The sequence below is a fragment of the Streptomyces sp. NPDC092952 genome, from assembly GCF_044754785.1.
In the GTDB taxonomy this organism is placed as follows: Bacteria; Actinomycetota; Actinomycetes; order Streptomycetales; family Streptomycetaceae; genus Streptomyces.
On sequence record NZ_JBIVPT010000024.1, the window covers coordinates 1 to 13126 of the forward strand.

Sequence of the window (13126 nt, forward strand, 5' to 3'; positions counted from 1 at the left end):
CGGCTGGCTGCACACCTACAATCACCACCGTGGACACACCGCACTCGCAGGCAAACCACCCGCCAGCCGCGTCCCCAACCTCACAGGGCAATACACCTAGGGCGTGTTTCGAAAGTCCCGTCTGCCCGGGGGTGTCCGGCACACACACTCGCCGCGTTGTCGGGATCACCCCGATACATCCAGTATCGGGGCAACCCTCCGCCTTGCGATCGCACGCACCGGACACCCCCGGGCCTCCCCTCCGGGCAGACGACGCCACTTTCGAAACACGCCCTAGTAGTCGTTAGGCTCGACGGAAAAGGCCCGTACGGTACGCCGGGACGGGCCACCGGCGACAGGGCCGCACGGGCGGCGAAGGGCGGATCACGCGGTGAAGCAACTCAGGCTCGGGGTACTGGCCGGCCTCTTCGCCGCGGCCGGAGTGCTCTCCTGGGGCGGTGCCCGCCTCTGGGACGCCCTGGGCAGCCTGCCGAGCGTGCCCCTCGCCGCCCCGATCGTGCTCGCGGTGATCGCGGTCGTCCTGCTGGCCACGGCGTTCTCCCTCCGCTCCCGGCTGCGCGCCCAGCGCGAGCGCCGGCCGGGCGCCAAGGGCATCGAGCCGCTGATGGCGGCCCGCGCGCTGGTCTTCGCCCAGGCCAGCGCCCTGGTCGCCGCCCTGGTCTCCGGCATGTACGGCGGCACCGGCGTCTTCCTCCTCGGTCACCTCGACCAGCCCGCCCGCCGCGACCAGGCGATCTACGCCGGCTTCGCCGTCCTCGCCGGCATCGCCGTGATCGCCGCGGCCCTCTGGCTGGAGCACATCTGCAAGCTCCCCGAGGACGAGAACGGGAACAAGGACTCGGCGACCGCGTAGGCCACCGAGCCCCGTCACCGTGTCGGTTCAGCGCGCCATGATCAGGCTCATCGCCTCGGCCCGCGTCGCGGAATCCCGCAACTGGCCGCGGACCGCCGAGGTCAGCGTCTTGGCACCGGGCTTGCGAATGCCCCGCATCGACATGCACATGTGCTCGCACTCGATGACGACGATGACCCCGCGCGGCTCAAGGATCTCCATCAAGGACTCGGCGATCTGCGTGGTCAGCCGCTCCTGCACCTGCGGGCGCCGGGCGTAGACGTCCACCAGCCGGGCCAGCTTGGAGAGACCGGTGATCTTTCCGCTGGTCGCCGGGATGTACCCGACGTGCGCGACCCCCCTGAACGGCACCAGATGATGTTCACAGGTGCTGAATACTTCGATGTCCTTGACCAGCACCATCTCGTCGTGACCGAGGTCGAACGTGGTCGTCAGCACGTCCTCGGGCTCCTGGTGGAGCCCCGCGAAGATCTCCTTGTACGCCCGCGCCACCCGCGCCGGGGTCTCCCGGAGGCCCTCGCGGTCCGGGTCCTCGCCCACGGCGATGAGGAGCTCGCGGACTGCGGCCTCGGCCCTCTTCTCGTCGAACTCGCCGATCGAACCCTGGCCGTCCAGCGTCACCGGGTCGGTCATCTGTGCCTCGTTCCTCTGAGCTGTCACCCGCGCATACCCCCGCACGGGCGTACGAAATAGCCGCGCCCCCTCAGGCTAGAACCTGTGGGGGCGCGGCTTCCATTCCGGGCCCGGTGGGACCCCCGTGAAAGGGGCCACACCGGGGAACGGGGTCAGCTCTCGGGCCGGTCCTCCGGGACCGCCTCGGTGGCCGGGGCGGCGTCCGTGGGGACGGCCGTGCCGTTCGCCGTGGTGGCGCCGTTGGTGAGCGCGAGCTCCTTGGGCGAGAGCACCGGCGGGCGGGTGGACGGCGTACGCCGGGAGGAACCGGTCCACGCCGGGCGGGCCGGGCGCTTCACGATCGGGGCGAAGATCTCGGCGATCTCCTCCTTGCCCAGCGTCTCCTTCTCCAGGAGCTGGAGAACGAGGTTGTCCAGCACGTCCCGGTTCTCGACCAGGATCTCCCACGCGTCGTTGTGAGCGGTCTCGATGAGCTTCTTGACCTCTTCGTCGACGAGCGCCGCGACCTCTTCCGAGTAGTCGCGCTGGTGGCCCATCTCCCGGCCCACGAAGGGCTCGGTGTTGTCGCCGCCGAACTTGATCGCGCCGAGCCGCTCCGTCATGCCGTACTGCGTGACCATCGCGCGGGCCGTGGCGGTGGCCTTCTCGATGTCGTTGGCCGCGCCGGTGGTCGGGTCGTGGAAGACCAGCTCCTCGGCCGCGCGTCCGCCCAGCATGTACGCCAGCTGGTCGAGCATCTCGTTGCGCGTCGTGGAGTACTTGTCCTCCTCCGGGAGCACCATCGTGTAACCGAGGGCGCGGCCGCGGGAGAGGATCGTGATCTTGTGGACCGGGTCCGCCTGGGGAGAGGCCGCCGCGACCAGGGCGTGTCCGCCCTCGTGGTACGCGGTGATCTTCTTCTCCTTCTCGGACATGATCCGGGTCCGCTTCTGCGGGCCCGCCACGACGCGGTCGATGGCCTCGTCGAGCATCTTGTTGTCGATGAGCTTCTGGTTGCTGCGCGCCGTGAGGAGCGCGGCCTCGTTGAGCACGTTCGACAGGTCGGCACCGGTGAAGCCGGGGGTGCGGCGGGCGACGGCGCCGAGGTCGACGTCCTTCGCGACCGGCTTGCCCTTCTGGTGGACCTTGAGGATCTCCAGACGGCCCTGCATGTCCGGCCGGTCGACCGCGATCTGCCGGTCGAAACGGCCCGGGCGCAGCAGCGCCGGGTCGAGGATGTCCGGCCGGTTCGTGGCGGCGATCAGGATGACGCCGCCCTTCACGTCGAAGCCGTCCATCTCGACGAGCAGCTGGTTGAGCGTCTGCTCGCGCTCGTCGTGGCCGCCGCCCATGCCGGCGCCGCGGTGGCGGCCGACGGCGTCGATCTCGTCGACGAAGACGATCGCCGGGGCGTTCGCCTTGGCCTGCTCGAAGAGGTCGCGGACCCGGCTGGCGCCGACACCGACGAACATCTCGACGAAGTCGGATCCGGAGATCGAGTAGAACGGCACGCCCGCCTCGCCGGCCACGGCGCGCGCGAGCAGCGTCTTGCCCGTACCGGGAGGACCGTAGAGCAGGACGCCCTTGGGGATCTTCGCGCCGACGGCCTGGAACTTCGCCGGCTCCTGGAGGAACTCCTTGATCTCCTGGAGCTCCTCGACCGCCTCGTCCGAGCCCGCGACGTCGGCGAACGTCGTCTTCGGCGTGTCCTTGGTGATCAGCTTGGCCTTGGACTTCCCGAACTGCATGACCCGGGAGCCGCCGCCCTGCATCTGGTTCATCAGGAACAGGAAGACGACCACGATGAGGACGAAGGGCAGCAGCGAGAGCAGGATCGAGATGAACGGCGACTGCTTCGACGGCGAGACCGTGTAGCCCTTGTCGATCGAGCCGCTCTCGAACTTCTTCTGCAGCGTGTCGGCGAGCTGGACGCCCTGGTCGCCGATGTAGCTCGCCTGGAACTTGGTGCCGGACTCGTCCGGGAGCTTGGCGCCCTTCTTCAGCTCGATCTTGATGGTCTGTTCGTCACCGGTGGTCAGTTTGGCCTGCGCCACCTGGTCCTTGCTGATCGCCTGGATCACCTGGCCGGTGTCCACCGATTTGTAGCCGCCCGACGAGCCGACGACTGTCATCAACACGACCACGGCGAGGACGGCCAGCACGATCCACATGACCGGCCCACGGAAGTATCGCTTCACGTCCATCCATACGGGGCGAATCCGCCCCGTCCCTCCTGCCCGTAGGTAAATGCTGCTGTGAGAAAAGACTGTTCTTCGGACGGTACCCCAGCATTGTCACCCGCGGCTGCCGGGGACGTCCGTCAAAACCTGCCTCCGAAGGCCCAACGGCGGGAATCCGGTGAAAGGTTCCCGGCCCGCCGGTCCCGGTGCCGCCGGGTGCCCGGGGGGCCGGGCGGAGGGGTCCGGGGAGGTCAGCCGCCGTAGACGTGCGGGGCGAGCGTGCCGACGAAGGGCAGGTTGCGGTACTTCTCGGCGTAGTCGAGTCCGTAGCCGACGACGAATTCGTTGGGAATGTCGAAACCGACCCATTTGCAGTCGAGCGCGACCTTGGCCGCGTCCGGCTTCCGCAGCAGGGTGCAGATCTCCAGGGAGGCCGGCTCGCGCGAGCCGAGGTTCGACATCAGCCACGACAGGGTCAGGCCGGAGTCGATGATGTCCTCGACGATCAGGACGTGCCTGCCCTTGATGTCGGTGTCCAGGTCCTTGAGGATCCGGACCACGCCGGAGGACTGGGTGCCCGCCCCGTACGACGAGACGGCCATCCAGTCCATGGTGACGGGGGTGGACAGCGCGCGCGCCAGGTCCGCCATTACCATCACCGCGCCCTTGAGGACGCCGACGATGAGCAGGTCCTTGCCCGCGTACTCCGCGTCGATCTTCGCGGCCAGCTCGACGAGCTTCGCGTCGATCTCTTCCTTGGTGAGGAGCACCGCCTGGAGGTCGGTGCCCATGTCCTTCTCGTTCACCCGCGTCTCTTTCTGTGCCTGCCGGTTCGGGGGTGCCGCCCCGCTCCGGCGCGGCCGCTCTCCTGCGTGTCGGCCGCTGGTGATTCAGCTCTGCCGAATGACCAGTCTGCCACCCTGGCGCATGGCCTCGACGCGTCCGGGCAGGTTGATGGCCCGTTGGCCGCGCCAGCCGGTGATCAGACGGTCGACCTCCTCGATGTGCCGGGCGAAGAGCGAACCGGCCGGGGAGCCGGCCTCCATCACGGCCCGGCGCAGCACCCGGCGGCGTACCGCGGGCGGCAGTGCGTAGAGCTTGGCGCATTCCAGGCGGCCCGCCTCGTCGCGTACGGCGCGGTCGGCCTCGGCGGCCCAGGTGTCCAGCGCGTCGGCGTCGTCGCGGGAGAGCTGGGCGGTGCGGGCCAGGGCCTCGACGACGCCCTTGCCGAGCGCCTTCTCCAGGGCGGGCAGGCCCTCGTGGCGGAGCCGGGAGCGGGTGTAGGCGGGGTCGGTGTTGTGCGGGTCGTCCCAGACGGGCAGGGACTGGGCCAGGCAGGCCGTGCGGGCGGTCTGGCGGTCGAGCTGGAGGAAGGGGCGGCGGTAGCGGCCGGCCGGTCCGGAGGCGGCGGCCATGCCGGAGAGCGAGCGGATGCCGGAGCCGCGGGCGAGGCCGAGGAGCACGGTCTCCGCCTGGTCGTCGCGGGTGTGTCCGAGGAGGACGGCGGCGGCGCCGTGCCGCTCGGCGGCGGCGTCGAGGGCGGCGTAGCGGGCTTCGCGGGCGGCGGCCTCGGGTCCGCCGTCGTGGCCGACGCGCACGGCGACGGCCTCGACCGGGTCGAGGCGCATGGCGGTGAGGCGTTCGACGACCTCGGCGGCCCGGGTGTCGGAGCCGGCCTGGAGGCCGTGGTCGACGGTGATGCCGCCGGCGCGGACGGAGAGTTTGGGGGCCTCGAAGGCGAGGGCGGAGGCGAGCGCCATGGAGTCGGCGCCGCCGGAACAGGCCACCAGCACCAGCGGGGCGTCGGGGCGTTCGGGGAGGGCGGGGCGCTGTCTGCCCGCACCGGCTTCGGCGAGCTCGGGGTGCGGGGTGCGCCGGTCGGGGCCGGCGCTCCGGGTGTGTTCGGTGAGTACGTCGTGGAGTACGCGGCGGACCGCCAGGCGTATCGCCGCGACCGCGGGATGAGGACCCATGTCCGGTGCCCTTCGTGGAGTTCGGGGAGGCGCCTCGAAGTGGCGGACGGGAATGTGCCGTCACTCAGAGTGCGTCGATGGTGACAGAGGCAGGCCGTCCATCGAGCATTGCACGCCTTTCCCTGCGCCAACGGTCCCTCGGATGGGTGATTACCCGCGCGTTCGCTCGCTGTCGCCCGTCGTCGGGCCGGTGGCGGTCAGGAGTCCGCCCTGCGGTGCACCCGCGCGATCCAGTCCGCCGGTTTCGCGATCTCCGCCTTGGTGGGCAGGGTGTTCGGCGAGGTCCAGACCCGGTTGAAGCCGTCCATGCCGACCTCGTCGACGACGGCGCGGACGAACCGTTCGCCGTCGCGGTACTGGCGGAGCTTGGCGTCGAGGCCGAGGAGCCTGCGCAGGGCCTGGTCGAGGCGGCCGGCGCCGCGTGCCCGGCGCTGCTGGAACTTCTCTCGGATCTCGGCGACGGAGGAGACGACCTCGGGGCCGACGCCGTCCATCACGTAGTCGGCGTGGCCTTCGAGCAGGGACATCACGGCGGTGAGGCGGCCGAGGATCTCGCGCTGGCCGGGGGTCTGGACGAGTTCGACGAGGCTGCGGCCGTCGTCCTCGCCGTCCTCGCCCTCGGGGCGGCCGCCGGCGAGGGACTGGGCGGCCTCGCGGAGCCGTTCCAGCAGGGTCGCCGGGTCGACGTCGGTCTCGTCGAGGAATGACTGGATCTCGCCCTGGAGGTGGTCGCGGAGCCAGGGGACGCCGGTGAACTGGGTGCGGTGGGTCTCCTCGTGGAGGGCGACCCAGAGCCGGAAGTCGTGCGGGTCGACGTCCAGTTCGCGCTCGACGTGCACGATGTTGGGGGCGACGAGCAGCAGCCGGCCGCCGCCGTCGGTCCCGGCGGGGAGCTCTCGGGTGGCCGGGGCGAAGGTCTCGTACTGGCCGAGGACGCGGGAGGCCAGGAACGACAGCAGCATGCCGACCTCGACGCCGGTGACCTTGCCGCCGACGGCGCCGATGACCGCGCCGCCGGGGCCGGACGGGCGGCGGTCGCTCATCTTGCCCAGCAGCGGGCGGAGCAGCTCGCGGAAGCCCGCCACGTTGGCCCTGATCCAGCCCGCCCGGTCCACGACCAGGACCGGGGTGTCCTCCGGCTCGGCCCCCTCCGGGATCATCCGGGTGAAGGAACGGACGTGCTCCTCCGAGGCCTTGGCGTGGCGGCGGAGCTCGGCGACGACCTCGCGGGCCTCCTCGCGGCTGATCTCCGGCCCCGGGCGCACCAGCCGGGTCGCGGTCGCGACCGCGAGGTTCCAGTCGACCATCTCGGCTCCACCGATGCTCGTCATGCGTCAACCGTACGTGCTCGGGCCCGTCCGCGGTGAGGTGTCGGACGCCGCGGATCAGGCGTCGCCGAGGGCGGAGGCGAGCCGGTCGAGGGCGTTCTGGGCCTCGGTCGGGGAGGTGGTGCCGGAGGCCAGGAAGGCGAAGGCGAGCAGCCGTCCCCGGCGGTCGACGACCGTTCCGGCGAGGGTGTTCACCCCGGTGAGGGTGCCGGTCTTGGCGCGGATCAGGCCGGGGCCCCGGGACTTGCCGGTGTAGCGGTCGCTGAGCGTGCCGGTGAATCCGGCGACGGGGAGGCCGGTGAGGACGGGGCGGAGTTCGGGGTGGTCGGGGTCGGCGGCGCGGGCGAGGAGGCCGGCGAGCAGTCCGGCGGTGACCCGGTCGTCGCGGTCGAGTCCGCTGCCGTCGGCGAGGACGGCGCCGGTCAGCGGCAGCCGGAGCTTCTGCAGGCGGGCGGTGACGGCGCGTCGGGAGCCGGCGAAGTCGGCGGGTTCGCCGGAGGCGAGGGCGGTCTGCCGGGCGAGGGCCTCGGCGATGTCGTTGTCGCTGTTGGTCAGGGCGCGTTCGACCAGGGCGGAGAGCGGGGCCGAGAGGTGCTCGGCGACCTGGCGGGACGCGGCGGGGGCGCGGCCGTGCTTCGGGGCGGCGGTGGTGATCCCGGCGTCGTGGAGGAGCCGCGCGAAGGTGCGGGCGGTGTCGCCGGCCGGGTCGTCGGTGCGCGGGGCGGGGCCGCTGTCGCTGTGGTCGAGGCGGCCCTCGTCGGTCATCAGGGCGCTGAGGGGGGCGAGGTTCTCGTTGGGGCCGATCGGGTGCCGGGCCGGGCCGGAGTAGCGGGAGGTGTCGTACGTCAGGCGGGCCCTGGTGACGCCGTTCTCCTTGAGGGTGCGGGCGGTGGTGGCGGCCAGGGCGCGCAGGGCGGCCCGGTCGAGGGTGGGGTCGCCGCCGCCGACCAGGGTGAGGGTGCGGTGGTCGGCGGTGGCCCGGACGGTGGTGGCGATGCGGTGCTCGGGGCCCAGGGCGCTCAGCGCGGCGACCGTGGTGGCGATCTTGACGGTGGACGCGGGGGTCATGGGCGTGCCCGCGCCCTTCCCGTACAGCCGCTCGCCGCTCGCCGTGTCGATGACGACGGCGGCGCGCCGGTCGCCCAGGGCGGGGTCCTTCAGCAGCGGTCCGAGCGCGGCGCGGAGCGCGGCGGCGTCGGGCGCGGTGCGGGCGCCGGGGGCGGCGTTGCCCGCGGTGGCGGTCAGTGCCGTGAGGACGGGCGGGGCGCTGGGGGCGGGTTTCGGGCCGGACGCCTCGGCGCTCCCGTGATCTGCGCCACCTGTTCGGCTCCACGCGACCGCCCGGTCCGCCTCGGCCTTACGCTGACCCGAGTCCCACGGGCCGGCGGCAAGGACGACGCCGGCCGCGAGCACCAGACCGAGGCCGGCGGAGACGGCGGTGAACTGCCGGTCGTTCAGTCGCGTCAACCTGACCGCCCCGCCCCGTCGGGTGAGCCGGATCAGCTTGTCCAGCGGATCGACCGACGGTCTCTTCACCGGCTCGTCCACCGTTGACCAGCCCCTTTCGCGAGCACACATCTGCGTGGGGGACACTTAATCACCAGTCGTATGTGTTGATCATGGAGGAGCCACCCGTGGAGTTCGACGTCACCATCGAGATCCCGAAGGGTTCGCGGAACAAGTACGAGGTGGACCACGAGACCGGTCGGATCCGCCTGGACCGTCGACTCTTCACCTCGACCAGCTACCCGGCGGACTACGGCTTCGTCGAGAACACCCTCGGCGAGGACGGCGACCCGCTGGACGCGCTGGTCCTGCTGGACGAGCCGACCTTCCCCGGCTGCCTCATCAAGTGCCGCGCCATCGGCATGTTCCGGATGACGGACGAGGCCGGCGGCGACGACAAGCTGCTGTGCGTGCCGGCCTCCGACCCCCGGGTGGAGCACCTGCGCGACATCCACCACGTGTCGGAGTTCGACCGCCTGGAGATCCAGCACTTCTTCGAGGTCTACAAGGACCTGGAGCCGGGCAAGTCCGTCGAGGGCGCCGACTGGGTCGGCCGCGCCGAGGCCGAGGCCGAGATCGAGGCCTCCTACAAGCGTCTTGAGGCGCAGGGCGGCGCGCACTGACCCGAGGGTCGTGAGCGGTTCCGCTTACGCGGTTCCGCAGGGGCGGGCGGTACCTCTTCCGGACATCTCCGGCGGGGTGCCGCCCGTTTCGCGTGTCCGCCCCGGCCCGCTTCCCGCCCCGGTGGGGGGTGATGGCCATACTGGGCTCGGACAGAGCCGGTACGGCGAGGAACGAGGTCGAGTGGTGGCGGAACAGGGCGGTCAGGAGGACCAGAAGCCCCAGTCCGACGAGGCACGCAGCGCCTTCGCCCCGCCGGCCGGGGTGGAGCGGCGCGCGACCCCGGCCGAGGACGACCACCCGACCTCGGAATTCGCCATTCCGGCGGGGTTGGTGAACGAGTCCACGGGCTCGGGTCCGGGTTCCGCTTCGGGGTCCGAGCCGGGTTCGGACACGATCGGTTCCGCCTTCGCCCCGCCGAGCACGTACAGCGCGCAGCACTCGCCGCCGGCCTTCACTCCGGCGCACGGCAGCCCGATGATCCGGCTGAGCCAGGAGGCGCCCTGGCAGGACCGGATGCGCACGATGCTGCGGATGCCGGTCGCCGAGCGCCCGGCGCCGGAGCAGGCGCAGAAGGACGACGAGACGGGCCCGGCGGTGCCCCGGGTGCTCGACCTGACGCTGCGCATCGGGGAGCTGCTGCTGGCGGGCGGCGAGGGCGCCGAGGACGTCGAGGCGGCCATGTTCGCGGTGACCCGCAGCTACGGCCTGGACCGCTCGGAGCCCACGGTCACCTTCACCCTGCTGTCGATCTCGTACCAGCCGTCGCTGGTCGACGACCCGGTGACGGCGAGCCGTACCGTGCGCCGCCGGGGCACCGACTACACCCGGTTGGCCGCCGTCTTCCGGCTGATAGACGACATCACCACGGAGGACGTCGAGGTCTCGCTGGAGGACGCCTACCGGCGGCTGGCGGAGATCCGGCGCAATCGGCACCCGTACTCGGGCTGGGTGCTGACGCTGGCCGGTGGCGGGCTCGCCGGGGCGGCGTCGGTGCTGGTCGGCGGTGATGTGGTGGTGTTCCTGGTGGCGGCGCTCGGCGCGATGCTCGGCGACCGGCTCGCCTGGCTGTGCGCCGGGCGGGGGCTGCCGGAGTTCTACCAGTTCGTGGTGGCGGCGATGCCGCCGGCCGCGATGGGGGTGGCGCTGACGCTCACCCACTGGTCGGACGTGCGCCCGTCCGCGGTGATCACCGGTGGGCTGTTCGCGCTGCTGCCGGGGCGGGCGCTGGTGGCGGGGGTGCAGGACGGGCTGACCGGTTTCTACATCACCGCGGCGGCCCGGCTGCTGGAGGTGATGTACCTCTTCATCGGGATCGTCCTCGGGGTGCTGCTGGCGCTGTACCTGGGGCTCCAGCTGGGCGCCCAGCTGAATCCGGAGGCCCGGTTCGTGCCGCACGACCGGCCGGTGGTGCAGATCCTGGCGTCGATGGCGCTCTGCTTCGCCTTCGCGATCCTGTTGCAGCAGGACCGGTCCACGGTGCTGGCGGTGACGCTGAACGGCGCGGTGGCCTGGGTGGTCTACGGGGCGATGGCCCGGACCGGCGGCATCTCGCCGGTGGCGGCCACGGCGACGGCGGCCGGGCTGGTGGGGCTGTTCGGGCAGATGCTCTCGCGCTACCGGTCGACCTCGTCGCTGCCGTTCATCACGGCGGCGATCGGGCCGCTGCTGCCCGGTTCGGCCACGTACTTCGGTCTGCTGGCCGTGGCCCAGGGGCGGGTGAACACGGGGCTGGCCTCGCTGTCGACGGCGGTGGCCACCGCGCTGGCCATCGCGATCGGGGTGAACCTGGGGGGCGAGATCTCCCGGCTGTTCATGCGGGTGCCGGGAGCGGTCGGCGGGGCGGGGCGCCGCGCGGCCAAGCGGACGCGCGGCTTCTGACCCCGTACCCCGAGGGGCGGTCTCAGCGCTTGGCGTGGCGGCCGCGCTGGGGCTGCGGGTGGGCCGGGGTGCCCTCGGCGTCGGCCGCGGCCGCTTCCTTCTTCGACTTGGAGCGGGCCCGCAGGAACTCGATCGCGATCGGCACCACCGAGATGAGCACGATCAGGATGAGCATCGCCTCGATGTTCTCGTGGACGAAGTCGATCTTGCCGAGGGCCGAGCCGAGCAGGGTGACGCCGACGCCCCAGAGGATGCCGCCGATGATGTTGAAGATGATGAACGAGCGGTAGTTCATCCGGCTCACACCGGCGATGATCGGCGTGAACGTACGGACCACGGGCACGAAGCGGGCCAGGATCAGCGACTTGGGCCCGTACTTCTCGAAGAAGTCGTGGGCCTTCTCCACGTTCTCCTGCTTGAAGAGGCGGGAGTCGGGGCGGCTGAAGAGCGCGGGGCCGACCTTGCGGCCGAAGAGGTAGCCCACCTGGTCACCGATGATCGCCGCCAGCGCCACCAGCAGGCAGACCAGCCAGAGCGGGGTCTTCAGCTGGCCCGTGGTCACCAGGAGGCCCGTGGTGAACAGGAGCGAGTCGCCGGGGAGGAAGAAACCGATCAGCAGTCCGGACTCGGCGAAGACGATGAGGAGGACGCCGGGAAGCCCGAAGGTGTTGATCAGATGGTCCGGGTCCAGCCAGCTCGGTCCGAGCGCAAGCGTGTTCAAGGGTCCGGGCTCCAGGAATAGGTCGTCGAGGTGCGGCTGCACGGCCGCTGCGGCGGCGTGGCCGCCCAAAGCTATCAACGCACGATGACACCGCCGGGTTCCAGATGCCCCACGGGGAGCGGCGCACCGCTCCACCCGGGGTGCGCATCACAACAAGCCGGGCAAAGCTGTCCTCCAGGAGGTGCCGGACGATGGGCATTGAGGAATACGGCGGCGGACAGACGGGCCAGTCGGACGTCCTGGTCGTGACGACGAACGACGTACCGGGGTACCGGGTGACGCGGGTGATCGGCGAGGTCTTCGGCCTGACCGTGCGCTCCCGCCATCTGGGCAGCCAGATCGGCGCCGGGCTGAAGTCGATGATCGGCGGCGAGCTGAAAGGGCTGACCAAGACCCTGGTGGAGACCCGCAACCAGGCGATGGACCGGCTCATCGAGCAGGCGCGGGCCCGCGGCGCCAACGCGGTGCTGATGATGCGCTTCGACGTGACCGAGGCCGCCGACGTGGGCACGGAGGTGTGCGCCTACGGTACGGCGGCCGTGATCGGCAAGGAGTGAGCGGGGCGCCGCCGGGGCGGGCGCGGACGGCGCCCGCCCCGGGACGCCTCACCCCCGGGCGCCGTCCTCGATACGCCGGGCGTTGGCCATGATCGCGTCCCGCAGGTGCTCGGCCAGGCCCGGCCGCATCCCGTCGTAGAACGCGCGGAACCTCGGATCGGAGACGTACATCTCGGCGAGGCCGCGGTGCATCTCGGTGCCGCACTCGTGGAACCAGCCGGTGACGTGGTGCCGGTGGGCCTCGGCCAGGTCCATGGCGCGCTCGCCGGTGGCCGGTTCGCCGGCCTCCATCAGGGCCACGTAGGCCGCGGTCCACTCGTCGACCTCGGCCTTCATCCGCTTCCAGTCGTCCTTGGTGTACCGGGCGGCCCGGCGCTGCGACTCGGCGTACTCGGCGGTGCCGCCCCAGCGCTGCTCGGCCTCCTCCGCGTGCGCCTCGGGGTCCTTGTCCCCGAAGACCTCGAACTTCTCCTCGGGCGTGAGGTTGATGCCCATCTTCCGCGCCTCCATCGCTTTCTCGACGGCCTCGGCCATCTTCCGGAGTTCGGCGATCCGCTCGGTCAGCAGTCGGTGCTGGCGGTGCAGGTGCCGCTGCGGGTCCGCACCCGGATCGTCGAGCAGTACCGCGATCTCGTCGAGCGGGAAGCCCAGCTCCCGGTAGAACAGGATCTGCTGGAGCCGGTCGAGGTCGTCGTCGCCGTAGCGGCGGTGCCCGGCCCGGCTGCGCCCGGTGGGCGAGAGCAGTCCGATGCCGTCGTAGTGGTGCAGGGTGCGCACCGTGACCCCGGCGAATCCGGCGACCTGTCCCACGGAGTAGTCCATGGCTGCCCCGCTCCCTTCTCCGATCGGGTATGTCCCTCGGGACTGTTCCGAGCCTCGGTCCTGACGCGGCGT

Annotated in this window: 12 protein-coding genes; 4 read left to right on the plus strand and 8 right to left on the minus strand. The window is 71.5% G+C overall.

Annotation, left to right across the window (positions count from 1 at the left end; all coding sequences use genetic code 11):
* The first annotated feature begins 370 nt into the window (after window positions 1-370).
* Entirely contained in the window at window positions 371-853 is a 483-nt protein-coding gene (locus ACIQGQ_RS33110; RefSeq protein WP_402403070.1) for a DUF3180 domain-containing protein, read from the plus strand.
* 27 nt (window positions 854-880) lie between these two features.
* Here ACIQGQ_RS33110 and folE read toward each other — a convergent pair whose 3' ends face one another.
* From folE to dacB, 6 genes are all read right to left on the minus strand, one after another.
* Window positions 881-1486 (minus strand): GTP cyclohydrolase I FolE, encoded by a 606-nt coding sequence (gene folE / locus ACIQGQ_RS33115; RefSeq protein WP_366298690.1) that lies wholly within the window; start codon window positions 1484-1486, stop codon window positions 881-883.
* Between the two features lie 152 nt (window positions 1487-1638).
* Window positions 1639-3669, minus strand: coding sequence for an ATP-dependent zinc metalloprotease FtsH (gene ftsH / locus ACIQGQ_RS33120; RefSeq protein ID WP_402403074.1), 2031 nt, complete (start codon window positions 3667-3669; stop codon window positions 1639-1641).
* A 227-nt stretch (window positions 3670-3896) separates the two neighbouring features.
* Window positions 3897-4436: a hypoxanthine phosphoribosyltransferase gene (hpt, locus tag ACIQGQ_RS33125; protein WP_352275807.1), complete on the minus strand. Its 540-nt coding sequence runs from the start codon at window positions 4434-4436 to the stop codon at window positions 3897-3899.
* A gap of 99 nt (window positions 4437-4535) precedes the next feature.
* A complete protein-coding gene (gene tilS, locus ACIQGQ_RS33130) occupies window positions 4536-5618 on the minus strand; it encodes a tRNA lysidine(34) synthetase TilS (protein WP_402403077.1) in 1083 nt (360 codons plus the stop codon).
* Between the two features lie 197 nt (window positions 5619-5815).
* On the minus strand, window positions 5816-6949 hold the full coding sequence (locus tag ACIQGQ_RS33135; protein WP_402403080.1) for a zinc-dependent metalloprotease: 1134 nt from the start codon (window positions 6947-6949) through the stop codon (window positions 5816-5818).
* Between the two features lie 54 nt (window positions 6950-7003).
* Window positions 7004-8494 carry a D-alanyl-D-alanine carboxypeptidase/D-alanyl-D-alanine-endopeptidase gene (gene dacB / locus ACIQGQ_RS33140; RefSeq protein ID WP_402403082.1) on the minus strand — a complete coding sequence of 497 codons (1491 nt, stop codon included), beginning with the start codon at window positions 8492-8494 and terminating at the stop codon, window positions 7004-7006.
* A gap of 86 nt (window positions 8495-8580) precedes the next feature.
* Between dacB and ACIQGQ_RS33145 the strand changes: the two genes are divergently transcribed.
* Both ACIQGQ_RS33145 and ACIQGQ_RS33150 read left to right on the plus strand, forming a co-directional pair.
* A complete protein-coding gene (locus ACIQGQ_RS33145) occupies window positions 8581-9075 on the plus strand; it encodes an inorganic diphosphatase (RefSeq protein WP_351518875.1) in 495 nt (164 codons plus the stop codon).
* 181 nt (window positions 9076-9256) lie between these two features.
* Window positions 9257-10954: a threonine/serine exporter ThrE family protein gene (locus tag ACIQGQ_RS33150; RefSeq protein WP_402403085.1), complete on the plus strand. Its 1698-nt coding sequence runs from the start codon at window positions 9257-9259 to the stop codon at window positions 10952-10954.
* 22 nt (window positions 10955-10976) lie between these two features.
* On the opposite strand, the gene ACIQGQ_RS33155 is transcribed toward ACIQGQ_RS33150, so the two are convergent.
* Window positions 10977-11675 carry a DedA family protein gene (locus ACIQGQ_RS33155; protein WP_402403088.1) on the minus strand — a complete coding sequence of 233 codons (699 nt, stop codon included), beginning with the start codon at window positions 11673-11675 and terminating at the stop codon, window positions 10977-10979.
* Between the two features lie 191 nt (window positions 11676-11866).
* Here ACIQGQ_RS33155 and ACIQGQ_RS33160 point away from each other — a divergent pair, with 191 nt between their 5' ends.
* Window positions 11867-12232 carry a YbjQ family protein gene (locus tag ACIQGQ_RS33160; RefSeq protein WP_402403091.1) on the plus strand — a complete coding sequence of 122 codons (366 nt, stop codon included), beginning with the start codon at window positions 11867-11869 and terminating at the stop codon, window positions 12230-12232.
* 48 nt (window positions 12233-12280) lie between these two features.
* Here the strand turns inward: ACIQGQ_RS33160 and ACIQGQ_RS33165 are convergent, their stop codons facing one another.
* A complete protein-coding gene (locus tag ACIQGQ_RS33165; protein ID WP_402403093.1) occupies window positions 12281-13054 on the minus strand; it encodes a MerR family transcriptional regulator in 774 nt (257 codons plus the stop codon).
* Between the last annotated feature and the right edge of the window lie 72 nt (window positions 13055-13126).

What these genes read in the sequence shown, in the direction of transcription:
- folE (WP_366298690.1), bottom strand. Translation starts at nt 1,486, where the DNA reads ATGACCGACCCGGTGACGCTGGACGGCCAGGGTTCGATCGGCGAGTTC.
- ftsH (WP_402403074.1), bottom strand. Translation starts at nt 3,669, where the DNA reads ATGGACGTGAAGCGATACTTCCGTGGGCCGGTCATGTGGATCGTGCTG.
- hpt (WP_352275807.1), bottom strand. Translation starts at nt 4,436, where the DNA reads ATGGGCACCGACCTCCAGGCGGTGCTCCTCACCAAGGAAGAGATCGAC.
- tilS (WP_402403077.1), bottom strand. Translation starts at nt 5,618, where the DNA reads ATGGGTCCTCATCCCGCGGTCGCGGCGATACGCCTGGCGGTCCGCCGC.
- ACIQGQ_RS33135 (WP_402403080.1), bottom strand. Translation starts at nt 6,949, where the DNA reads ATGACGAGCATCGGTGGAGCCGAGATGGTCGACTGGAACCTCGCGGTC.
- ACIQGQ_RS33160 (WP_402403091.1), top strand. Translation starts at nt 11,867, where the DNA reads ATGGGCATTGAGGAATACGGCGGCGGACAGACGGGCCAGTCGGACGTC.
- ACIQGQ_RS33165 (WP_402403093.1), bottom strand. Translation starts at nt 13,054, where the DNA reads ATGGACTACTCCGTGGGACAGGTCGCCGGATTCGCCGGGGTCACGGTG.